Source organism: Kitasatospora sp. NPDC048545 (genome assembly GCF_040651155.1).
GTDB lineage: Bacteria > Actinomycetota > Actinomycetes > Streptomycetales > Streptomycetaceae > Kitasatospora.
Genome location: NZ_JBEZIQ010000038.1, coordinates 26929 through 48912 on the forward strand (window position 1 = coordinate 26929; position 21984 = coordinate 48912).

General features: G+C 71.2%; 23 protein-coding genes. 12 read left to right on the forward strand and 11 right to left on the reverse strand.

Annotated elements, in window-relative coordinates; all coding sequences use genetic code 11:
* The first annotated feature begins 24 nt into the window (after window positions 1-24).
* A complete protein-coding gene (locus tag AB0D10_RS30200; RefSeq protein WP_360262116.1) occupies window positions 25-225 on the forward strand; it encodes a hypothetical protein in 201 nt (66 codons plus the stop codon).
* 31 nt (window positions 226-256) lie between these two features.
* Here the strand turns inward: AB0D10_RS30200 and AB0D10_RS30205 are convergent, their stop codons facing one another.
* Both AB0D10_RS30205 and AB0D10_RS30210 read right to left on the reverse strand, forming a co-directional pair.
* The gene (locus AB0D10_RS30205) at window positions 257-997 is read right to left on the reverse strand and encodes a methyltransferase domain-containing protein (protein WP_360262179.1); all 741 of its coding nucleotides are present in this window, start codon (window positions 995-997) and stop codon (window positions 257-259) included.
* A 158-nt stretch (window positions 998-1155) separates the two neighbouring features.
* The gene (locus AB0D10_RS30210) at window positions 1156-1755 is read right to left on the reverse strand and encodes a DUF3043 domain-containing protein (RefSeq protein WP_360262117.1); all 600 of its coding nucleotides are present in this window, start codon (window positions 1753-1755) and stop codon (window positions 1156-1158) included.
* 300 nt (window positions 1756-2055) lie between these two features.
* Between AB0D10_RS30210 and AB0D10_RS30215 the strand changes: the two genes are divergently transcribed.
* Both AB0D10_RS30215 and AB0D10_RS30220 read left to right on the forward strand, forming a co-directional pair.
* On the forward strand, window positions 2056-2856 hold the full coding sequence (locus AB0D10_RS30215; RefSeq protein WP_360262118.1) for a PspA/IM30 family protein: 801 nt from the start codon (window positions 2056-2058) through the stop codon (window positions 2854-2856).
* A gap of 38 nt (window positions 2857-2894) precedes the next feature.
* Window positions 2895-3188, forward strand: coding sequence for a hypothetical protein (locus AB0D10_RS30220; protein WP_360262119.1), 294 nt, complete (start codon window positions 2895-2897; stop codon window positions 3186-3188).
* A gap of 82 nt (window positions 3189-3270) precedes the next feature.
* On the opposite strand, the gene nadA is transcribed toward AB0D10_RS30220, so the two are convergent.
* Window positions 3271-4455 carry a quinolinate synthase NadA gene (nadA, locus tag AB0D10_RS30225; RefSeq protein WP_360262120.1) on the reverse strand — a complete coding sequence of 395 codons (1185 nt, stop codon included), beginning with the start codon at window positions 4453-4455 and terminating at the stop codon, window positions 3271-3273.
* Window positions 4456-4645: 190 nt separating this feature from the next.
* On the opposite strand from nadA, the gene AB0D10_RS30230 reads away from it, so the two are divergent.
* From AB0D10_RS30230 to AB0D10_RS30240, 3 genes are all read left to right on the forward strand, one after another.
* Window positions 4646-5569, forward strand: coding sequence for an NADP-dependent oxidoreductase (locus AB0D10_RS30230; RefSeq protein ID WP_360262121.1), 924 nt, complete (start codon window positions 4646-4648; stop codon window positions 5567-5569).
* Between the two features lie 148 nt (window positions 5570-5717).
* Entirely contained in the window at window positions 5718-6182 is a 465-nt protein-coding gene (locus AB0D10_RS30235; protein ID WP_360262122.1) for an Lrp/AsnC family transcriptional regulator, read from the forward strand.
* A 196-nt stretch (window positions 6183-6378) separates the two neighbouring features.
* Window positions 6379-7746, forward strand: coding sequence for a pyridoxal-dependent decarboxylase (locus AB0D10_RS30240; protein WP_360262123.1), 1368 nt, complete (start codon window positions 6379-6381; stop codon window positions 7744-7746).
* Window positions 7747-7805: 59 nt separating this feature from the next.
* Here AB0D10_RS30240 and AB0D10_RS30245 read toward each other — a convergent pair whose 3' ends face one another.
* Entirely contained in the window at window positions 7806-8666 is an 861-nt protein-coding gene (locus tag AB0D10_RS30245) for a GNAT family N-acetyltransferase (RefSeq protein ID WP_360262124.1), read from the reverse strand.
* A gap of 245 nt (window positions 8667-8911) precedes the next feature.
* Between AB0D10_RS30245 and erpA the strand changes: the two genes are divergently transcribed.
* Window positions 8912-9265, forward strand: coding sequence for an iron-sulfur cluster insertion protein ErpA (gene erpA / locus AB0D10_RS30250; RefSeq protein ID WP_049651846.1), 354 nt, complete (start codon window positions 8912-8914; stop codon window positions 9263-9265).
* A 69-nt stretch (window positions 9266-9334) separates the two neighbouring features.
* On the opposite strand, the gene AB0D10_RS30255 is transcribed toward erpA, so the two are convergent.
* Together AB0D10_RS30255 and AB0D10_RS30260 are read right to left on the reverse strand one after the other, a co-directional pair.
* Entirely contained in the window at window positions 9335-10015 is a 681-nt protein-coding gene (locus AB0D10_RS30255; RefSeq protein WP_360262125.1) for a hypothetical protein, read from the reverse strand.
* Window positions 10016-10118: 103 nt separating this feature from the next.
* Window positions 10119-10325, reverse strand: a complete 207-nt coding sequence (locus AB0D10_RS30260) for a hypothetical protein (RefSeq protein ID WP_360262126.1) — start codon at window positions 10323-10325, stop codon at window positions 10119-10121.
* A 276-nt stretch (window positions 10326-10601) separates the two neighbouring features.
* On the opposite strand from AB0D10_RS30260, the gene AB0D10_RS30265 reads away from it, so the two are divergent.
* The gene (locus tag AB0D10_RS30265) at window positions 10602-11579 is read left to right on the forward strand and encodes a carbohydrate kinase family protein (RefSeq protein ID WP_360262127.1); all 978 of its coding nucleotides are present in this window, start codon (window positions 10602-10604) and stop codon (window positions 11577-11579) included.
* Here the strand turns inward: AB0D10_RS30265 and AB0D10_RS30270 are convergent.
* Window positions 11572-12975, reverse strand: a complete 1404-nt coding sequence (locus AB0D10_RS30270; protein ID WP_360262128.1) for an aminotransferase class V-fold PLP-dependent enzyme — start codon at window positions 12973-12975, stop codon at window positions 11572-11574. The genes AB0D10_RS30265 and AB0D10_RS30270 overlap by 8 nt on opposite strands.
* Before the next feature lie 370 nt (window positions 12976-13345).
* Between AB0D10_RS30270 and coxB the strand changes: the two genes are divergently transcribed.
* From coxB to AB0D10_RS30290, 4 genes are all read left to right on the forward strand, one after another.
* On the forward strand, window positions 13346-14200 hold the full coding sequence (gene coxB / locus AB0D10_RS30275; RefSeq protein ID WP_360262129.1) for a cytochrome c oxidase subunit II: 855 nt from the start codon (window positions 13346-13348) through the stop codon (window positions 14198-14200).
* Between the two features lie 86 nt (window positions 14201-14286).
* The gene (gene ctaD, locus AB0D10_RS30280) at window positions 14287-15972 is read left to right on the forward strand and encodes a cytochrome c oxidase subunit I (RefSeq protein ID WP_360262180.1); all 1686 of its coding nucleotides are present in this window, start codon (window positions 14287-14289) and stop codon (window positions 15970-15972) included.
* Window positions 15972-16391 carry a cytochrome c oxidase subunit 4 gene (locus AB0D10_RS30285; protein WP_360262130.1) on the forward strand — a complete coding sequence of 140 codons (420 nt, stop codon included), beginning with the start codon at window positions 15972-15974 and terminating at the stop codon, window positions 16389-16391. Before ctaD ends, AB0D10_RS30285 begins: the two co-directional genes overlap by 1 nt.
* 169 nt (window positions 16392-16560) lie before the next feature.
* Window positions 16561-17817: an Ig-like domain-containing protein gene (locus AB0D10_RS30290; RefSeq protein ID WP_360262131.1), complete on the forward strand. Its 1257-nt coding sequence runs from the start codon at window positions 16561-16563 to the stop codon at window positions 17815-17817.
* Between the two features lie 33 nt (window positions 17818-17850).
* Here the strand turns inward: AB0D10_RS30290 and AB0D10_RS30295 are convergent, their stop codons facing one another.
* The 4 genes from AB0D10_RS30295 to AB0D10_RS30310 all read right to left on the reverse strand — a co-directional run bounded on the left by AB0D10_RS30295 (window position 17851) and on the right by AB0D10_RS30310 (window position 21865).
* Window positions 17851-18234, reverse strand: a complete 384-nt coding sequence (locus AB0D10_RS30295) for a GntR family transcriptional regulator (RefSeq protein WP_360262132.1) — start codon at window positions 18232-18234, stop codon at window positions 17851-17853.
* Between the two features lie 105 nt (window positions 18235-18339).
* Complete coding sequence (locus tag AB0D10_RS30300) at window positions 18340-19998, reverse strand: ubiquinol-cytochrome c reductase cytochrome b subunit (RefSeq protein ID WP_360262133.1); 1659 nt, start codon at window positions 19996-19998, stop codon at window positions 18340-18342.
* Window positions 19995-21047: a Rieske 2Fe-2S domain-containing protein gene (locus tag AB0D10_RS30305; protein WP_360262134.1), complete on the reverse strand. Its 1053-nt coding sequence runs from the start codon at window positions 21045-21047 to the stop codon at window positions 19995-19997. The genes AB0D10_RS30300 and AB0D10_RS30305 overlap by 4 nt, the downstream gene beginning before the upstream one ends.
* Before the next feature lie 8 nt (window positions 21048-21055).
* Complete coding sequence (locus AB0D10_RS30310) at window positions 21056-21865, reverse strand: c-type cytochrome (RefSeq protein ID WP_360262135.1); 810 nt, start codon at window positions 21863-21865, stop codon at window positions 21056-21058.
* Between the last annotated feature and the right edge of the window lie 119 nt (window positions 21866-21984).

Below are 21984 nucleotides of genomic sequence, written 5' to 3' on the forward strand. Positions count from 1 at the left end.
TGTCGTCAGTGGGAGGAGCCGGGCATGGCGTGGACGTGGCGGTACGAGAAGGCGGACGGCAGCGCGGTGACGCCCGGCGGCAGCCAGGAGGAGTTCGCCGGCCAGGGGGACGCCGAGACCTGGATCGGCGAGTCCTGGAAGCAGCTCGCGGAGGACGGCGTCGACACCGCGGTGCTCCTGGAGGACGACCGGGTCGTCTACGCGATGAGCCTGCACGAGGAGTAGGCCCTCGGCCGGGGCGGGCGCGGCAGGCGCGCTACTTCGCCCCGATCACGTGCAGCAGCGCGGCGACCTGCCGGTACGGGTCGGTGCGGCCGGCCCGGTCCTCGGCCTCCAGCAGCTGGGCCAGCTGCCGTCCGTCGACCGGCGGGGCCGCGTCGTCGGCGGCGTTGTCGGTGAAGACCCGCACGCCGTACCAGTGCCGGAGCGGCACCGACACCTCGGAGAGGGTGACGGAGAGGTCGGCGAGCCGGTCGGCGCGGGCGGCCAGCCCGAGCCGGTTGTAGTACCGGTCGCTCTCGAAGGCGTGCAGCGCGGCCCGCCAGTCGCCGGCGGCGGCGGGCCGCAGCGCGAGCGCGTCGCGGTTGCGGACCAGCAGCGAGAGCAGTCCGCCGGGTGCCAGCAGCCGGGCCAGCGAGGCGATCATCGGGTCCGGGTCGGGCAGGTACATCAGGACGCCGTGGCAGAGCACCACGTCGAAGCTGCGCGGGCCGAACCAGCGCCCGCACTGGTGGCCGTCCCCGCTGAGCAGCTGCAGCCGGCCGCGGACCTCCGCCGGCTCCTCGGCGAGCGCCCCCTGGGCGACGCCGAGCGCGACCGGGTCGGAGTCGATCCCGGTGACGTGGTGGCCGGCCCGGGCCAGCCGCAGGGCCTGGGTGCCCTGGCCGCAGCCGATGTCCAGGACCCGCTGCGCGCTGCGGCCGGTCAGCTGTTCGGCGAGCTGGCGCGAGACGAGTTCCTGGCGGACGAAGTTGCGCAGTCCGCCGAGCCGGTCCAGCCAGGCGGCGGTGCCGCCGGCGAAGGACCCGCTGCGCGAGGGCAGCAGGCGCTCCTGGGCCAGCCGGTCGTGGCCGCCGTGGCCCTGCCCCGGCAGCGCGTACAGGCCGGGCCCCTCCCAGGAAGGCGGGGCCCAGCCGGAGTCGACCGGTTCGGCGGTCAGGGCTTCTCCCCGCGCCGCACCTGCGGCTTGGGCAGGCGCAGCCGGCGCATCTGCAGGGTGCGCATGATGCCGTAGGCGACCGTGCCGCGGGTGTTCTCGGTCGGGAACCGCTCGGCGAGCTGCTTGCGCAGGCCGAGGCCGAGGCGGGCGAAGTCCAGGATCACGAAGACGAAGAACAGCAGGAACAGCAGCGTGGAGAGCACCTGGATCTGCTGGACCTTGATGATGCTCAGCACCAGGATGACCACGGCGGCCGGGAGGAAGAACTCGGCGAGCGACCAGCGGGCGTCCACGTAGTCACGGGCGAACTTGCGCACCGGGCCCTTGTCGCGGGCCGGCAGGTGCCGCTCGTCGCCGTTCATCAGCGCCTGGCGCTGCTTCTCGCGCTCGTCCCGCATCCGGTCGCGGGCCTGGCGGCTGGCCTCCTTGCGGTCCTTGGGCACCGTCACCCGGGTGCGCCGGTGGGCCTCGGCCTCGTTGCGCTTGGGGGTGGGGCGGCCCTTCTTGGCCTCCGGGTGGCGGGCCTGGGGCGTCTCGTCCTGCTTCTCCAGCACGGTGGCGGAGGCGGCGGCATCATCTGAACGGCGTCGGAACACACCACCAGCGTACGGGGTGCGGAGCCGCTTCCACGGGTGCCCTCGGAACCGAACGCATATCGATACCGCGGGGTGGTCGCCCGAACCGGGTTTCCCGGGGGCTTCCCGTAGGGGATCAGTCGGATGGACGATAGGGGGGATGAGGGGCGGATCCACCCGGGGGAGGAGGAAACACCCCTGGTCGCTGTAGCAGTCTTGTTGCAGGCAGGTGCACTGCGGCGATGGGCTCGCTGCACATACACTCGTCGTGTCTGGTAACGAGATAAGACCGCAGCCCGGAGAAGGGGGCACCCGAGGCCCATGAGCGACGGAATCATGAAGCGTATGGGGCTGATCTTCCGCTCCAAGGCGAACAAAGCCTTGGATCGGGCGGAGGATCCCCGTGAGACGCTCGACTACTCCTACCAGAAGCAGCTCGAACTGCTGCAGAAGGTACGGCGTGGTGTCGCGGACGTCGCGACCTCGCGAAAGCGCCTCGAACTCCAGCTGACCCAGCTCCAGCAGCAGTCGGCCAAGTACGAGGACCAGGGCCGCAAGGCACTGTCCCTCGGCCGTGAGGACCTCGCCCGCGAGGCGCTGACCCGCAAGGCCAACATGCAGTCCCAGATCACCGATCTGGAGACGCAGTACCAGCAGCTGCAGGCCGAGGAGGAGAAGCTCACCCTCGCCTCCCAGCGGCTTCAGGCCAAGGTGGACGCCTTCCGCACCAAGAAGGAGACCATCAAGGCGACCTACACCGCCGCGCAGGCGCAGACCCGCATCGCCGAGTCCTTCTCCGGGATCTCGGAGGAGATGGGTGACGTCGGCCTGGCCATCCAGCGCGCCGAGGACAAGACCGCCCAGATGCAGGCCCGGGCCGGTGCGATCGACGAGCTGCTCGCCTCGGGCGCGCTCGACGACGCCAGCGGTCTCGGCCGCAAGGACGACATCGAGGCCGAGCTGGAGCGCGTCGCCGGCGGGTCCGACGTCGAGCTGGAGCTGGCCCGGATGAAGGCCGAGCTGTCCGGCGGTCCCGCCTCGGGTCCGGCCGCGATCGAGCAGGGCAAGCCCGAGGCCCAGCCGCAGCAGCAGGACACCCCGCGCATCAACTACAACAAGTGATCTGAGCTCGACCCCCACGAACCAGGGAGACGCACGGCATGATCATGAGGGTCATGGGTGAAGGGCAGTTCGAGGTGGGCGAGGACCACCTGAACCTGCTCAACGAGCTCGACTCCGAGCTCGTCACCGCAGTGGATTCGGGGGACGAGGAGCTCTTCCGCCGGGCCTACGGCAAGCTGCTGGAGGCGGTGAAGCAGTACGGCACCCCGGTGCCGCTGGACTCGCTGGAGCCGTCCGAGCTGATCCTGCCGAGTGCCGACGCGACGATCGACGAGGTCCGCGACCTCCTGATGGCCGACGGCGAAGGCGTGATCCCGGGCTTCCCCGAGTAGCGCTGCGGCTGCTGCCAGACGAAAGGGCGGGTCCCCTCCACCAGGAGGGGACCCGCCCTTTCGCGTGTGGCTCGTGCCGGCTCTACGGCAGGGCCAGCATCCGGTCCAGCGCCGCCTTGGCGTGCTTCTCGGTCTCCGGGTCGACGCTGATCACGTTCGGCACCCGCCCCTCGACCAGCGACTCCAGCGCCCAGACCAGGTGCGGCAGGTCGATCCGGTTCATGGTCGAGCAGAAGCAGACCGTGCGGTCCAGGAAGACGATCTCCTTGTCCGGGTGCGCCTTGGCCAGGCGGCGGACCAGGTTCAGCTCGGTGCCGATGGCCCACTTGGAGCCGGGCTCGGCGGCGTCCAGCGCCTTGATGATGTACTCGGTCGAGCCCACCATGTCGGCGGCCGCGACGACCTCGTGCTTGCACTCGGGGTGCACCAGCACGGTCACGCCGGGGATCCGCTCGCGGACGTCGTTCACCGACTCCACGCTGAACCGGCCGTGCACCGAGCAGTGGCCGCGCCACAGGATCATCTTCGCGTCGCGCAGCTGCTCGACGGTCAGGCCGCCGTTCGGCTTGTGCGGGTTGTACAGGACGCAGTCGTCCAGCGAGAAGCCCATCTCGCGCACCGCGGTGTTGCGGCCGAGGTGCTGGTCGGGCAGGAAGAGCACCTTCTCGCCCTGCTCGTACGCCCACTCCAGCGCGCGCTTGGCGTTGGAGGAGGTGCAGATGGTGCCGCCGTGCCGGCCGGTGAAGGCCTTGATGTCGGCGGAGGAGTTCATGTACGAGACCGGGACGGTCACGTCGGCTATGCCGGCGTCGGTCAGCACGTCCCAGCACTCGGCGACCTGCTCGGCGGTGGCCATGTCGGCCATCGAGCAGCCGGCCGCGAGGTCCGGCAGGACGACCTGCTGGGCCTCGGTGGTGAGGATGTCCGCGGACTCGGCCATGAAGTGCACGCCGCAGAAGACGATGTACTCGGCCTCGGGGCGGGCCGCCGCGTCGCGGGCGAGCTTGAAGGAGTCGCCGGTGACGTCGGCGAACTCGATCACCTCGTCGCGCTGGTAGTGGTGTCCGAGGATGAACACGCGGTCGCCGAGAGCGGCCTTGGCCGCTCGGGCGCGCTCGACGAGGTTCGGGTCGGAGGCCGGGGGGAGGTCACCGGGGCACTCGACGCCGCGCTCGCTGTTCGGGTCGGCCTCGCGGCCGAGCAGCAGCAGAGCGAGCGGCGTCGGAGTGGGGTCGACGCCGGAGGTCTCGGTGATGGTGGTGGTCACGGGCGGGTGCCCTTCTGTGCGGCCGATCGAGCGGTGAAGCCTTTTCGTCTAACTGACGCTATCTATGATAACCGGTTGGCGTCGGCGTGACGATGGCCATCCTGTCGATGTGACGAGAACCGCTCGCCGGATCGGATGCTTCCTGGCGTGGCCGAATCGATACTTCCAAGCCCCCGGGTATGGCTGAGCCATGAAAGCAATCGCGATCAATCGCTACGGCGGCCCCGAGGTGGTCGAGTACACCGACCTGCCCGACCCCAAGGTCGGGCCGGACTCGGTCCTGGTGGAGGTCCGGGCGGCCGGGGTGAACCCGGTGGACTGGAAGGTCCGGGACGGCGCCCTGGACGGCCTGCTGGACGCGCACTTCCCGCTGGTCATGGGCTGGGACGCGGCCGGCGTGGTCCGCGCGGTCGGCGGCGGGGTAACCGAGTTCGCCCCGGGCGACGAGGTCTACGGATACGTCCGCAAGGACGCCGTCGAGCACGGCACCTACGCCGAGCTGCTCTCCGCCCCGGTCCGCACCCTCGCCCGCAAACCGGCCGCGCTGGACTGGGCGCAGGCCGGCGGGCTGCCGCTGGCCGGGCTCACCGCGCTGCAGGGCCTCAGGGCGCTGCGGCTCACCGAGGGTGAGACCGTCCTGGTGCACGCCGCGGCCGGCGGGGTCGGCCACCTGGCGGTGCAGCTGGCCCGGGCCCGCGGCGCCCGGGTGATCGGCACCGCGGCCGAGCACAACCACGACTACCTGCGCGGCCTCGGCGCGGAGCCGGTCCGCTACGGCGACGGCCTGGCCGACCGGGTCCGCGCGCTCGCCCCGGACGGGGTGGACGCGGCCCTGGACCTGGTCGGCCGCGGCGCGGTCCGGGTCTCGGCTGGCCTGGTGGCCGACCCGGGCCGGATCGCCTCGGTCGCGGACTTCGGGGTCAAGGCCCTCGGCGGCCGGTACGTCTGGGTCCGACCGGACGCCGACGGCCTCGCCGAGCTGGCTGCGCTCGCCGACGACGGCCGGCTGACCGTGACCGTCGCCTCCACCTTCCCGCTGGCCCAGGCCGCCTCCGCCCAGGCGCTCAGTGCGGAGGGCCGCACCCGGGGCAAGATCGTCCTCCTGGTGGAGTGACGGCCTCCTGCCTGTCGTCCGTCGGCGGTGAACTCGTCCAGGTCATCCGCCAGAATGGGTGGCGAACCGTTTCGGCAGACCGCTCCGGAAGAGACCGCCGCCGCGACGCGCAGCCGAACCCCCGCACGACCCGTGGAGCCCCGCACCGATGACCAGCAGCCGAGCGAACGAGGTGGTCGGGGCCGACCTGGACGAGACCGACCGGCTCCTGCTCGCCCGGCTCGGCCGCGACGGCCGCGCCTCGTACGCCGAGATCGGCGTGCAGGTGAACCTCTCCGCCACCGCCGTGCGCCGCCGGATCGACCGGCTCCGGGCGCGCGGCGTGGTGCGGGGCTTCACCGTGGTGCTCGACCCCGCCGTCCTCGGCTGGCAGACCGAGGCGTTCGTCGAGGTCTACTGCCGCGAGCGCACCGCCCCCGAGGAGATCCTCGCCAGCCTGCGCCAGTTCCCCGAGGTCATCGCGGCCTGGACGGTCACCGGCGACCCGGACGCCCTGGTCCACCTGCGAGCGGCCGACATGCGCCACCTGGAGGCCGTCATCGAGCGGATCCGGCGCGAGCCCGGGGTCCAGCGCAGCCGCTCCTCGGTCGTCCTCTCCCAGCTGATCGGCTGACGCCTCCGGGGGTACGCAGGAATCCTGCGCGGACCGCCCCGAAGACGCTCGAAACCTGCCTGACCAGCCGCGTTCCGACGCGCGGCGAGGCACTCCGGCTGCCTACGCTGATCACGTCCGGTCGTCGCGGTGAAGACCCCCGCCGACCGGGCCGGATCCTCACCCCCCGACACCCCACAGCCGAGAGGGACCCGCCGTGTCCGCAGCCCCCGACCGCATGCACCGGCCCGACAACGAACTGGTCGACCTGGTTTTCGACTACATGCGGGAGCGGCTGCAGTACGACCCCGTCCCGCTCGACCACCCCGGTGACGGCGAGCACCTGCGCACCCAGCTGGCCGGCCTGCTGAACCAGGACGGCAACAATCCGGCCGACGTGCTCAAGCTCTACGACCACGAGCTGTCCCGCGCGGTCATCTCCGCCGACAGCCCGCGCTACCTGTCCTTCATCCCGTGCGCCCCGACCAAGGCCGCGCTGCTGTTCGACATGGTGGTCTCCTGCGCCTCGCTGCAGGGCATCTCCTGGCTGGAGGCGGCCGGCGCGATCGCCGCCGAGAACCAGGTCCTGCGCCTGATCGCCGACCGCGCGGGCATGCCCGGGACGGCCGGCGGCACCTTCGTCTCCGGCGGTTCGGCGGGCAACCTCTCCGCCCTCGTGGTCGCCCGCGACACCGCCCGCCGTCGCCTCGGCGTCGGCCCGGAGGCACGGCTGCGGATAGCCGTCGCCGACCAGGTGCACTCCTCGGTCAAGAACACCTTCAACATCATCGGCGTCGAGGCCTTCAAGGTCCCGACCGTGAACCGGCGGTTCACCGGTGAGGCGCTGCGCGCCGCGCTGGCCGCCGACCCGAACCCGGAGACGGTGATCGCGGTCGTCGGCACCGGCGGCACCACCAACGAGGGCATCGTCGACGACCTCGCGGGCCTGGCCGAGGTCGCCCGCGAGCGCGACCTGTGGTTCCACGTGGACGGCGCCTACGGCGGCGCGGGCCTCTTCGCCCCCTCGGTGCGCGAGCGCTACAACGGCATCGAGCACGCCGACTCCTTCGTGGTCGACCCGCACAAGTGGCTGTTCGCCCCCTTCGACTGCGCGGCGCTGATCTACCGCAACCCGCAGCTCGCCCGCGCCGTGCACACCCAGGACGCCTCGTACCTGGACGTCCTGCACACCGAGGGTGACGAGTGGAACCCCACCGACTACGCCTACCACCTGACCCGGCGCGCCCGCGGCCTGCCGCTCTGGTTCTCGCTGGCCGTGCACGGCGTCCAGGCCTACACCGACGCCATCGAGGCCGGCCTCACGCTCGCCCGGGACACCGCGCAGCTGATCCGCGAGAGCGACCACCTGGAGCTGCTGTTCGACCCGCAGCTCTCGGCGGTCTGCTTCAAGCGCACGGGCTGGACCAACGACGACTACTACCGCTGGTCGCAGCAGCTGCTCGCGGACCAGATCGGCTTCGTCACCCCCACCGGCTGGGACGGCGAGACGGTCGCCCGCTTCGCCTTCCTGCACCCGGGCACCACCATGGAGATGGTCCGGGAGATCCTGGACACCATGGCCTGATCAGGGCTCCACGCGTACGGCCCCACCGGCTCCCGGTGGGGCCGTACGCGTCGGCGGGCCTACAGGAACGCCCCGCTCGGCAGGTACGGCGCCGGCGGGCGCATCCCGCGCACCCCGACGAAGCCGCCCGCCACCGGCGTCAGGCCGACCTCCAGCCCGACGTCCAGCGCCCACTCCTGCTCGGCGGTCAGGAAGTCCACCCGCGCCCCGACGCCGTCCGGCACCCGGGCCAGCGCCTCGCGCAGCAGCCGGGCGGCGATCCGCTTGCTGGTGGCCGCCAGCAGCCGCACCGTGCCGCCGTCCCGGTAGCAGTAGCCGCTGCCGGCCAGCGCGTCGGCGACCAGCAGCTCCTCGAAGTGGCCCAGCATCAGCTCGTGGTCGGGCCCGTGCGCCGACCCGCGCAGCCGCCGGTCCACCGAGTCCAGCAGGTGCAGGTGGGTGGCGTTGCCGCGGTGCACCGGGATGTCCCCGGGGTCGATCAGCCCGCTCCGGTCCACCCGCCCGGACAGCCGCATCGCCGGGTGCAGGGTGAACCCGGCCAACCGGTAGCGGCGCGCCGCCGCGGCGGAGTCCGACGCGCAGACCATCCCGCGCAGACAGCCCCGCGCGTGCGTCGCCGCCCGCTCCAGCAGCAGCCGCCCGACGCCCTTGCCCTGCGCGGACGGCCGCACCGCGTACAGGGACGGCGTCCACAGGCCCTCCCGGCGCATCGACAGCACCACCCCGACCGGCTCCCCGTCGACCGAGGCCAGCCAGCAGCCCCCGGGATCGGTGCGCGCCAGGTGCCTGGTCCTGGCCAGCTGCAGCGGGGTCGGCCCCGGCGCCGGCCCGGTCCCCGCGGGGTCGGCGAACGCGGCGGCGGACAGCTCCTGGACCGCCTCCGCGTCCGCGGCGGTGTCCCTGACCGGGCGAAGGATCATGCCCACCATCCTGGCGTCCGACCGGCCGCGGCGGGGCCGGTTCACCCGGATCCACGGCTCGGGCGGTGACCGGTCCTCCGGGGTTGTGCGAGCATGGGGAGCGTAGGGGACACGGGTGGTACGCCCGGCCCACGGAAATCCACCGCACGACAGGCCGCAGAAATCCACCGCCGCCCGGAAATGAATCCGGACAGCCGGTGGTTGGCACTGGCGGTAGACCGTCGTCAAAGACCGGGAGAAAGCAGATGACCGTCCAGGACGAGACCACCGTCGAGAGTGGCATCCTCCTTACCGATGCCGCCGCGGCCAAGGTCAAGGCCCTGCTGGAGCAGGAAGGCCGCGAGGACCTCGCGCTGCGCGTCGCCGTCCAGCCCGGCGGCTGCTCCGGCCTGCGTTACCAGCTGTTCTTCGACGAGCGCTCGCTCGACGGCGACGTGATCAAGGACTTCGACGGTGTGAAGGTCGTCACCGACCGGATGAGCGCCCCGTACCTGGGCGGCGCCACCGTCGACTTCGTCGACACCATCGAGAAGCAGGGCTTCACGATCGACAACCCGAACGCCACCGGCTCCTGCGCCTGCGGCGACTCGTTCAGCTAAGCGCACCGCGAGAAGGCGGCCCCGGGAGGAATCCCGGGGCCGCCTTCTCGTTGTCCCGCGCCACGGCCGCTACTGGCCGGCGACGTCCGGGGTCACCGGGTCCGGCCCGGCGTGCGGGTCGGCGTCCAGCGGCACCTCCTGGCCGCTGGTCCGGTCGACCACCGTCCGCCCGGCCAACGGCGAGCGCAGGTCGGCCGACACCGACTGCCGCTTGGCCAGCGCGTTGCAGACCTGTCCGGGCTGCAGGGCGGGCTTGCCCGGCACGACCACGACGTCGACCCGGCCCGGCTGCGACTCGTCCGCCTTCAGCGCGTACGTCGTGCAGACCCCGCCGAAGAAGTAGACGGTCAGCTTGGTGGTGCCGTCCACCCGGTACGCCACCGGCGGGTGCGCGGGCGAGCCCGAGCCGTTCGGGTTCGGCTCTCCCGGCGCGATCCCGTTGACCGGGGGAGTGCCCGGCGCCGGCTGCCCCGGAGCGGGCGAGGCCGGCGTGGGGACGAAGTCGGTCGGTGGCGCCGTGGGCGGCCGGCCGGCGTCCGAGGGGCTCCCCGTCGGAGCCGCCGCAGAGGGGCTGCCGGAGGGCGCCGGGGCCTGCGGGGAGGCGGAACCGGTGGCCGCGCCGCTCGTCGCCGAGTCCGAGGCGGGCTTGCCGTCCCCGTTGCACCCGGCCACCGTCATCACCGCCGCCAGCGCCAGGGCCGCCAGGGCCACCGCCCGCCGACCGCGCCGGGGCATCGTCTCCAGATCCATCTGCACATCCTCCCGAGAGCTCAGCGGCGCCGCCTCCTCGGCCGCTCCGCGCGGATGTGACGTGCCCCGGACGGATCCGGTTCCGTGTCGGTCCGGGACCGGCTCAGAGGCCGTACTCGGCCATCCCCGCGACCACCCGCTGCGCCCCGGACGGGACGCGGAAGCCGGCGGACGCGGGGGCGGTGGGCTCCGGGCCGGTCGCCAGCAGCGGCCAGAACCGGCGCAGCCGCCGGGAGGAGTCCAGCAGGGCGTCGAGGGTCTCGCCGTCCTCGGCCCGCAGGCCGGGCAACGGGGACTGGTCGGTCTTCATCGGGCATCGCTCCGATCCAGAGCGGCGGCGGCTCCGCCGCAGTAGACGTAGGGGCCCGCCCGCGGCGGGCCTCCTGGGGCCGACCCTAGGCCGGGCCTCGTCCCGCCCACCAGTGCTACCCGGAGGTAGTACACGTTCGACGGCAACGGGTGCCACCATGGCCGAGGGGGCGGCAACTTGCGGCACTGTTGCCGGGGCACGTCCTGGGGCCGGTACCGTGAGTGGGTTCATCCGCGCCTGCCCGCTGGCCCCGCAGCCATCCTGAGGAGACCTCCCGTGCGTATCGCCGTCGCCGGCTCGATCGCCACCGACCACCTGATGACGTTCCCCGGCCGGTTCGCCGACCAGCTCGTCGCCGAGCAGCTGCACACCGTGTCGCTGTCCTTCCTGGTCGACACCCTGGACATCCGCCGCGGCGGGGTCGCCCCGAACATCGCCTTCGGCATGGGTGTGCTCGGGCTCCGCCCGGTCCTCGTCGGTGCCGCTGGCGCGGACTTCGCCGAGTACCGCAGCTGGCTGGAGCGCAACAACGTGGACTGCGACTCCGTCCACATCTCCGAGACCCGGCACACGGCCCGCTTCATGTGCACCACGGACCAGGACCACAACCAGATCGCCTCGTTCTACACGGGTGCCATGGCCGAGGCCCGCAACATCGAGCTGAAGCCGATCGCCGACCGCGTCGGCGGCCTGGACCTCGTCCTGATCGGTGCCGACGACCCGCAGGGCATGGTCCGCCACACCCAGGAGTGCCGCACCCGCGGCTACGCCTTCGCCGCCGACCCCTCCCAGCAGCTGGCCCGCCTGGAGGGCGAGGACATCCGCGAGATCGTCGACGGCGCCGCATACCTCTTCACCAACGAGTACGAGGCCGCGCTCATCGAGAGCAAGACCGGCTGGGACGCCGACGAGCTGCTCACCCGCGTCGGCACCCGGGTCACCACCCTGGGCAGCAAGGGCGTCCGGATCGAGCGCAAGGGCGAGGCCCCGATCCTGGTCGGCTGCGCCCGCGAGGAGGCCAAGCTCGACCCGACCGGCGTCGGCGACGCCTTCCGGGCCGGCTTCCTCGCCGGCCTGTCCTGGGACCTCGAACTGGAGCGCTCCGCCCAGCTCGGCTGCATGCTGGCCACCCTGGTCATCGAGACCGTCGGCACCCAGGAGTACGAGCTGCGCCCGGCCGCCTTCCTGAAGCGCTTCGAGGACAGCTACGGCGCCGAGGCGGCCGCCGAGATCCGCGCGCACCTGGTCAAGTAGTCCGCCGCACGACGAGGTAGGCCGAGCCCCGGTCGCCGCCGTAGTCGGCGGCCGGGGCCTCGCCCGCGTACTCCTGTCCGCGCATCCCGCACCAGGCCGGGATGTCCAGCCGGGCCGCCTCGTCGTCGGCCAGCACGACGACCGTGCCGCCCGGCGGCACCTCGCCGATCCGCTTCGCCAGCTCGATCACCGGCAGCGGGCACCGCTTGCCCAGCGCGTCGATCACCAGCAGCGGCGCCGGGGCCGCGGCGGCCGCCCCCGGCGCCGGCAGGTCCAGCCCGAGCGGCGCCCGGACCCCGGCCACCAGCTCCGGCAGCACTGCGAGGAAGCGCTCCACGTCCGCCTCGGCCGTCCCGTACGGCAGCGAGACCCGGACGTTGCCCTCGGTGAGCACCCCCATCGCCGCCAGCACGTGACTGGGCGTCAGCGTGGACGAGGTGCAGGAGGAACCGGAGGAGACCGCGAAGCCCGCCCGGTCCAGCTCGGTCAGCAGCACCTCGCCGTCCACGTACAGGCAGGAGAAGGTGACGATGTGGGGCAGTCGCCGCACCGGGTCGCCGACCACCTCGACCTCGGGCACCAGCTGCGGCACCCGGGCCCGGATCCGCTCGACCAGCGCGTGCAGCCGGGCGTTCTCCCGCTCGGCCCCGGCCCGCACCGCGCGCAGCGAGGCCGCCGCGGCGACGATCGCCGGGACGTTGACGTAGCCGGGCACCCGGCCGCCCTCGCGCTCGTCGGCCGGCAGCGGCGAGGCGTACCGGACGCCCTTGCGCACCGCCAGCACCCCGACCCCGGGCGGTCCGCCCCACTTGTGCGCGCTCGCGGTCAGCAGCGACCAGCCCGTCGGGACGTCCACCCGCCCGGCGCTCTGCGCCGCGTCCACCAACAGCGGGACACCGGCCCCGGCGCACAGCGCGGCGACCTCGCCGACCGGCTGGACCGTCCCCACCTCGTGGTTGGCGCTCTGCAGCGCGGCCACCGCGGTGTCCGGGCGCAGCAGCGCACCGAAGGCCGCCGGGTCGACCCGTCCGCCCCGGTCCACCGGCACCACCGAGACCCCGCCCCCCGCGTCGCCGTGGCGCTCGGCGACGTGCAGCACGCTGGAGTGCTCCACCGCGGAGTGCACCAGGTGGCCGCCGCGCCGGCGGTTCCCGGCCAGGGCGCCGAGCAGGCCGAGCTGGACGGCCTGCGTCCCGCTGGCGGTGAAGGCGATCTCGTCGGCCCGCGCGCCCAGGACCTCGGCGACCGTCTCGCGGGCGGCGTCCAGCAGCATCCGGGCCTGCCGGCCGGAGCGGTACAGTCGGGCCGGATCGGCCCAGCCCTCGTCCAGGGCGGCGGTCAGCGCCTGCCGGGCGACGGGGTGCAGGGGGGCCGTCGAGGCCGCGTCGAAGTACACGGTCACATTTAACGGCACACCCGGGGCGCCGTCCGGTCCGCCCGCGCAGCTCACCCGGCGTCAGTCGATCACCCCGAATGTCCGCTTCGTCCGTGTCCGACGGGTCGTCACGGGCGTTGTCCGAGGTCATCCCCCGATCGGGCGTACGGACCTCGAATGCCTACGATGACCTGCGGCGCAGCCCTTGCCGGGCCTGATCGGGCGACCGGGCGGCGCGTTACCGGGGGCTGCCCGTCAGGAGCGCATAAGGCTGGAGTAGGGTTTGGCCCGCATAAGCATTCAAACCGTGCCCGTGGACGGGTCGCCGGGGAGGCTCACACTCCTCTCCCGGGGCGACGCGAAGGCGGGCGAGACTTCGGGAAGGCGCTACGTGAGTCCCAACGGCTCCGACCGCTCGCCGCGGCGCACGATGCGGCGGAAGCTGCCTCAGGCGCTGGCACTGGGCCTCGTCATCGCGACCGCCACCGGCTGCTCGGCCAACGACCTCCCCAGGCTTGGCCTCCCGAGCCCCGTCACCGAGGAAGGGCCCCTGGTCCTCCACATGTGGCAGGGGTCCTGGATCGCGGCGCTGGTGGTCGGTGCTCTGATGTGGGGTCTGATCATCTGGAGCGTGATCTTCCACCGGCGCAAGCGCACCGGTGTGGAGATCCCCCCGCAGACCCGGTACAACGTGCCCATCGAGGCGCTCTACACCGCGGTCCCCATCATCATCGTGTCGGTGCTCTTCTACTTCGTCGCCCGCGACGAAGCGACGCTGACCTCCACGTCCGCGAAGCCGCAGCACTACGTCAACGTGGTCGGCTTCCAGTGGAGCTGGGCGTTCAACTACGAGAACACCGAGATCCCCGACCCGGCCAACAAGGACGCCGCGTACGAGGTCGGCACCCCCGCGGAGGCTCCGACGCTCTGGCTGCCGGTCAACGAGTCGGTGCAGTTCCGACTCACCTCGCGTGACGTGATCCACGACTTCTGGCCCATCAACTTCTTGATGAAGATGGACGTCATGCCGGGCGTGGTGAACAAGTTCGAGGTCACCCCGACCGTCAAGGGCGAGTACAGGGGCAAGTGCGCCGAGCTCTGCGGCGTCGACCACTCGCGCATGCTGTTCAACGTCAAGGTCGTCGACCGCGCCGACTACGACAAGCACCTGGCCGAGCTTCGCGCCAAGGGCCAGAACGGTGCGGTGCCCTCTGGCCTCATCTCCATGGGAAGTGAAGAGAAGTGACCATCCTCAACGAGCCCGCCGCGGCCGGCGGGGGCGCCGAGGCCGTCACGGTCGGGGCGCAGCGGACCCGGAAGCCGGGTTCGACCATCATCAAGTGGTTGACCACCACTGACCACAAGACGATCGGCACCCTGTACCTGGGCACGTCGTTCGCCTTCTTCCTGATCGGTGGCATCCTCGCCCTGATCATGCGCGCCGAGCTGGCTCGTCCCGGGACCCAGATCCTGTCGAACGAGCAGTTCAACCAGGCGTTCACCATGCACGGCACGATCATGCTGCTGATGTTCGCGACGCCGCTGTTCGCGGGCTTCTCGAACTGGATCATGCCGCTGCAGATCGGCGCCCCGGACGTGGCGTTCCCGCGTCTGAACATGTTCGCGTACTGGCTGTACCTCTTCGGTTCGACCATCGCGGTGGCGGGCTTCGTGACCCCGAACGGCGCCGCCGACTTCGGCTGGTTCGCCTACTCCCCGCTGTCGGACGCGGTGCACTCGCCCGGCGTCGGCGGCGACATGTGGATCATGGGTCTGGCCTTCTCCGGCTTCGGCACGATCCTCGGTGCGGTCAACTTCATCACCACGATCATCTGCATGCGCGCCCCGGGCATGACGATGTTCCGGATGTCGATCTTCGTCTGGAACGTCCTGCTGACCTCGGTCCTGGTCCTGCTGGCCTTCCCGGTCCTGGCCGCCGCGCTGTTCGCCCTGGAGGCGGACCGCAAGTTCGGTGCCCACGTGTTCGACCCGGCCAACGGCGGGGCGATGCTGTGGCAGCACCTGTTCTGGTTCTTCGGCCACCCCGAGGTGTACATCATCGCGCTGCCGTTCTTCGGCATCGTGTCGGAGATCATCCCGGTCTTCAGCCGCAAGCCGATGTTCGGCTACTCCGGCCTGATCGCGGCCACCATCGCGATCGCCGGTCTGTCCGTGACGGTGTGGGCCCACCACATGTACGTCACCGGCCAGGTGCTGCTGCCGTTCTTCTCCTTCATGACCTTCCTGATCGCGGTCCCGACCGGTGTGAAGTTCTTCAACTGGGTCGGCACCATGTGGAAGGGCTCGCTGAGCTTCGAGACCCCGATGCTCTGGACGGTCGGCTTCCTGGTCACCTTCCTCTTCGGTGGTCTGACCGGTGTCCTGCTGGCCTCCCCGCCGATCGACTTCCACGTCTCGGACTCGTACTTCGTCGTCGCCCACTTCCACTACGTGGTCTTCGGCACCGTCGTCTTCGCGATGTTCGCCGGCTTCCACTTCTGGTGGCCGAAGATGACCGGCAAGATGCTGGACGAGCGCCTCGGCAAGATCACCTTCTGGACGCTGTTCTTCGGCTTCCACGCGACCTTCCTGGTGCAGCACTGGCTCGGCGCGGAGGGCATGCCCCGCCGCTACGCCGACTACCTGGCCTCGGACGGGTTCACCACCCTGAACACCGTCTCGACCATCGGCTCCTTCGTGCTCGGCCTGTCGATCCTGCCGTTCCTCTACAACGTCTGGAAGACCGCCAAGTACGGCGAGAAGGTCACCGTGGACGACCCGTGGGGCTTCGGCCGCTCCCTGGAGTGGGCGACCTCCTGCCCGCCGCCGCGGCACAACTTCCTCACGCTGCCCCGGATCCGCTCCGAATCCCCGGCCTTCGACCTCCACCACCCGGAGATCGCCGCGCTGGACTACCTGGAGAACCACGGTGAGCCGGCCAAGCACCTCGCCGGTGTGACCCCGGCGAAGTACGACGCCCCGAAGCTGGGCAAGGGCAAGCAGGAGGGTGACGCCTGATGAAGGAACAGGGAAAGATCTTCCTGGGCCTGTCGGTCTTCGTACTGGCCATGGCCATCACGTACGGCCTGTGGACCAACAACGCGGAGGGCCCGGGCCTGGAGGCCGCCGGCACCACCGCGCTGTTCCTGGCCTTCGCGCTCTGCGCGTTCATCGGCTACTACCTCGCCTTCACCGCCCGCCGGGTGGACAGCGGCGCGGGTGACAACCCCGAGGCCGAGGTCGCGGACGACGCCGGCGAGCTGGGCTTCTTCGCCCCGCACAGCTGGCAGCCGCTCTCGCTGGCGCTCGGTGGCGCGCTCGCCTTCATGGGCGTGATCTTCGGCTGGTGGCTGATGTTCTGGGCCGCCCCGATCATCCTGATCGGCATCTTCGGATGGGTCTTCGAGTTCTACCGGGGCGAGAACCAGAACCAGTAGGTTCCGCTTCCGACACCAGGGCCGGTCCTCCCGCACGGGAGGACCGGCCCTGGTGCGTCCGCGGGGTGGCGGCCTCACTCCGGCGGGTGAACGCGAGGTCCCTCGGATGTCGCTCAGACCGAAAGCGTTCCTACGATCTGATCAATCGTGCGAACCCTCGGAGGCGGTCATGGCCGACAGGCGCGGAACCGCAGGTATCGGCAGCATCTCGCTGGCCCTCGCAGTGCTGGCCCCGCTGGCCGCCTGCTCGTCCGGCGGCGACGAGTCCGCCGGCCCGCACCGGATCGACGCGGCCCCACTGGTCCACCTCTCGGCGGACGGCAAGGTGGACCCCGCCCAGCCGGTCACCGTCACGGCCGTGCAGGGCAGCCGGCTCACCGACGTGACCGTGGTGGGCCCGGACGGCCGGGTGGTCGCGGGCAAGCTCGCCGACGACCAGCGCAGCTGGCAGACCACCGGACGGCTGAAGGCCGCCACGGCGTACTCCGTCCGCATCTCCGCGGACGACGGCAAGGGCGGCCGGGGCGACACCACCGCCGACTTCAGCACCCTCGCCGCGCAGCGCCTGCTCACCGCCAAGCTCGGCCCGGACTCCTCCGGCACCGGCGTCTACGGGGTCGGCCAGCCGCTCACCGTGCAGCTCTCCGAGGCGGTGAAGGACCCGCAGGCCCGCCAGGAGGTCGAGCAGTCCCTGACCGTCACCTCCCAGCCCGCCGTCACCGGCGCCTGGTACTGGGTGGACGACAAGAACCTGCACTTCCGCCCGGAGGAGTACTGGCCGGCCGGGACGACCGTCGCGCTGTCCTTCGACGGCACCGGCAGCCGGATCGCGGACGGCCTCTACGGCGGCGACCGCAGCTCGCTGCGGCTGCGGATCGGCGAGCGGGTCGAGTCGGTGGTCGACGCGGCCGCCCACGAGCTCACCCTGAAGCGTGACGGCGAGGTCGTGCGGACCATCCCGGTCACCACCGGCAAGCCCGGCTTCGACACCCGCAACGGCGTCAAGGTGGTGCTCGGCCAGGAGCGGTCGGTCCGGATGAGCGGCGAGACCATCGGCATAGCCGCCGGCAGTGCGGAGTCGTACGACCTCGACGTGCAGTGGGCCACCCGGGTGACCTGGAGCGGCGAGTACGTCCACGCGGCGCCCTGGTCGGTCGGCTCGCAGGGCGTGGCGAACGTCAGCCACGGCTGTACCGGCATGAGCACCGACAACGCCAAGTGGTTCTACCAGAACACCCGGGTGGGGGACCTGGTGACGGTGGTCAACAGCAACGGCGCCGCGATGGAGGCGTTCGGCAACGGCTTCGGGGACTGGAACGTCCCCTGGACGGACTGGGTCAAGCACAGCGCCGTCGGACAGCCCCTCAGCACCAGTCTCCCGCCCGCCCAGGCCCCGGCCGCGGGGATGATCCGCCCGGAGGTCTGATCCCCCGTCCGGACCCCCCTCGACGGCCCGCTGTTAGACCTCGGGGTGGGTCCCGGGGTAGGCCAGCCCCAGGGCGGTGACCGCCGCGGCGAGGGCGTCCGGGTACGAGAGCCCGAGGCGGTGCGCGCGCTCGGCGTACTCGGTGGCGGCCGCGGCGGCCAGCCGGTGCGCGGTGTCCCCGGCGGCGGCGATCAGCGTGCCGCGCCGGCCGTGGGTCTCCACCACGCCGTCCGCCTCCAGCTCCTTGTACGCCCGGGCGACGGTGCCGGCGGCCAGCCCCAGGTCCTCGGCCAGGGCCCGGACGGTGGGCAGCCGCAACCCGGTGGGCAGCTCGCCGGTGCGGGCCCCCTCGGCGATCTGGGCACGGATCTGCTCGTACGGGGGAGTGGCGGAGTGGGGGTCGACGGAGAGCTGCACGGGAGGCTCCTGGGACGGGGACGGGTACGGGTGCGGGAAAGCCCGAGGGCCGCCGACCGGAGACGAACTCCGGTCAGCGGCCCTCGGGGTGGCGCGGGTACGGGATCAGTGGTGGCCGTGGCCGCTGGTGATCTCGTGGTGCTCCTCTGCGGTCGGCTTGGGGATCTGGCTTCCCTCGCCGTAGAAGCCGCGGGAGAGCTTGGCCCGGGTGCGGGTGAGAGCGCCGGCCTTGCCGGCCACACCGTTCTCGTCCGTCTGGGCCGGCAGCTCGACCGGCTGGTTCTGCTCGTGCGCGGTGAGCTTGAACAGGTCCTTCTGCGGGAGCTGGGCGTGCACCTCGACGAACTCGCCGTGCGGCAGGCGCTTGATGACGCCCGTCTCGCGGCCGTGCAGCACCTTCTCCTTGTCACGGCGCTGGAGGCCGAGGCACCAGCGCTTGGTGACGATGAAGGTGATCACCGGGACCGCGAAGAAGCCGACGCGGACGAAGTAGGTGATCGAGTTGATCGACAGGTGCAGGTGGGTGGCGAACAGGTCGTTGCCACCGCCGACCAGCAGCACCAGGTACAGGCTGATCCAGGCGGCACCCAGGGCGGTGCGGACCGGGGCGTTGCGCGGGCGGTCCAGGATGTGGTGCTCGCGCTTGTCGCCGGTGATCCAGCCCTCGATGAACGGGTAGACCGCGATCGAGACCAGGACCAGCGGGAAGATCATCAGCGGGATGAACACACCCAGGTTCAGGGTGTGGCCCCACAGGCCGATCTCCCAGCCCGGCATGACGCGGATCAGGCCCTCGGAGAAGCCCATGTACCAGTCGGGCTGGGCGTCCGTGGAGACCTGGTCCGGACGGTACGGGCCGTAGGCCCAGATCGGGTTGATCGTGGCGATCGCCGAGATGGCGGCGATCAGACCGAACACCAGGAAGAAGAAGCCACCGGCCTTGGCCATGTAGACCGGCATCAGCGGCATGCCGACGACGTTCTTCTCGGTCTTGCCCGGGCCCGCCCACTGGGTGTGCTTGTGGTAGAAGACCAGGATCAGGTGCGCCACCAGCAGGCCGAGCATGATGCCCGGGATCAGCAGCACGTGGATGGTGAAGAACCGCGGCACGATGTCGTGGCCGGGGAACTCGCCCCCGAACAGGAACATCTGGACGTAGGTGCCCACCAGCGGGACGGCGAGGATCGCGCCTTCCATGAAGCGGATACCGGTGCCCGACAGCAGGTCGTCCGGCAGCGAGTAGCCGAAGAAGCCGTCGAACATGCCCAGGATCAGCAGCAGGAAGCCGAAGACCCAGTTGATCTCACGCGGCTTGCGGAACGCGCCGGTGAAGAACACGCGCATCATGTGCACGAGCATCGCGGCCACGAAGACCAGCGCGGCCCAGTGGTGGATCTGGCGGATCAGCAGACCGCCGCGGACCTCGAAGCTGATGTCCACCGTCGAGGCGTAGGCCTCGGACATCCCGATGCCCTTGAGGGGCACGTACGAGCCGTTGTAGACGACCTCGGCCATCGACGGCTTGAAGAACAGCGTCAGGTAGACGCCGGTCAGGATGATGATGATGAACGTGTAGAGGCAGATCTCGCCCAGCATGAAGGACCAGTGGTCCGGGAAGATCTTCCGCAGGTTGGCCTTGGCGAGGGAGTAGATCCCCAGCCGGCCGTCCGTCCAGTCAGCTGCGGCTTCCCACTTGTTGGCGGGCTTGTCACGCGTGCTGGAGGGCTTGGCGGCACCGGTCGTGGTGCTGCTCGCGCTACTCATCGAGCACGCTCCCAGAAGCTCGGGCCGACGGGCTCCGCGAAGTCGCCGGTGGCGACCAGGTTGCCCTTCTCGTCAGTGGTGATCTTCAGCTGCGGCAGCGGGTGGCCGGCCGGGCCGAAGATGACGCGCGCGCCGTCCGCCAGGTCGAAGGTCGACTGGTGGCAGGGGCAGAGCGCGTGGTGGGTCTGCTGCTCGTACAGGCTGATCGGGCAGCCGACGTGGGTGCAGATCTTGGAGTAGGCGAGGATGCCCTCGAAGCCCAGATCCTTGGACTTGTCGTCCTTGATGTCCTCCGGTGCGATGCGCACCAGCATCAGGGCGTCCTTGGCGATCTGCTGCTGGAAGTCCTCGTCGTGCGTGGAGAGGCCCTCCGGCATGGCGAAGGTCAGCGAGCCGACGGAGATGTCCTCGGGCTTCATCGGCAGCATGGTGTTCATGTTGATGAGAGCCAGCGGCTTGGCCTCCGTCGCCTCCTTCCAGCCGGTCTCCTGGAGCTTGTTCTCCGGGAGCGGGCCGAGGTCGCGGAGCAGGACCACGCCGGAGAGCGGGACCAGCGCCATCGAACCGATGAGGGTGTTGCGGATCATCTTGCGGCGGCCGAAGCCGGACTCGGCGGCGCCGGTCTTGAACTGCTCGATGACGTCCGCGCGGACCTCGTCGTCGGCCTCGATCGGGTGACGCTCGGCCGGCAGCTCGACGTCCGACATCAGGGTGCGGGCCCAGTGGACCGCGCCCGCGCCGATCATGAAGAGCGCGACGCCGAGGGTCAGGCCCAGCGCGAAGTTCAGCGCGCTGACGTTACCCAGCGGGAAGATGTAGACGATCTTGTCCGGGTCGATGGTCACGTACGAGGCGATGAAGCCGACGGTGGCGAGCATCGAGATCACGAACATCAGCGAGACCTGGCGCTCGGCGCGCTGGGCGGCCCGCTCGTCGATGTCGGTGCGACGGGGCTCGTGGGCCGGCAGGCCCGGGTCGGCGAAGGGGTTGCCGTGCTCGGCGACCTCGCCGGCGGAGCCGTGCGACTCCGGGAGGTTCTCTTCTGACATGTCGTGGCTCATGACTTCTTGGCCTTGGTGGTGTGGGCGGCGACCCAGATCGCGACCGCGATGAGCGTGCCAAGACCGAAGATCCAGCCGAACAGGCCCTCGGTCACCGGACCGAGGCTGCCGAGCGTGAGACCACCGGGGTTGGGCTCTTCGCTGGTGGTGTGGCGGACGAAGGCCACGATCTGCTTCTTCTGCTCCTCGGGCATGGTGCCGTCCGGGAACGACGGCATGTTCTGCGGGCCGGTCTGCATGGCCTCGTAGATGTGCTTCGCGTCCACGCCCTCCAGCGACGGGGCGTACTTGCCCTTGGTCAGGGCACCGCCCTGGCCGGCGAAGTTGTGGCACTGGGCGCAGTTGGTGCGGAACAGCTCGCCACCCTTGGAGATGTCCTCCGGGTTGGTCGAGGTGTACTGCTCCTCCTTCGGGGTCACCGGGCCGGGACCGAGGGAGGCGACGAAGGCGGCGAGCTGGTCGATCTCGGCCTGCGTGTAGATGTTCTTCTTGCGCGGGACCTGGGCGCCGGGCTGCTGGGCCGGCATGCGGCCGGTGCCGACCTGGAAGTCGACAGCGGCGGAGCCGACGCCGACCAGGCTCGGACCGTCACTGCCGCCCTGGCCGTTCAGGCCGTGGCAGGAGGAGCAACCGACGGCGAAGAGCTTCTTGCCCTCATCGATCGCGAGCGACTGCGCGGCGACGTCGGCCTGCGCCTTGTCGGCGGGAGCGAACGCGGCGTACAGCCCCCCGGTTGCCGCCAGGGCGAGAAGTAGGACGACCAGCGCCGCCAATGGGTGGCGCCGTCGTGCGGAGAGCTTTTTCACGGAATAACCCCGGTGTCAGGATCTGGTCGACTGGTGGGTGCACCCGGCGGCCGGTCTGGCCGGCACGAGGCTGCCTGTCTAGGGCTGCGCGCGCGGTCGGTCGGTGGGAGCGTCGGCAC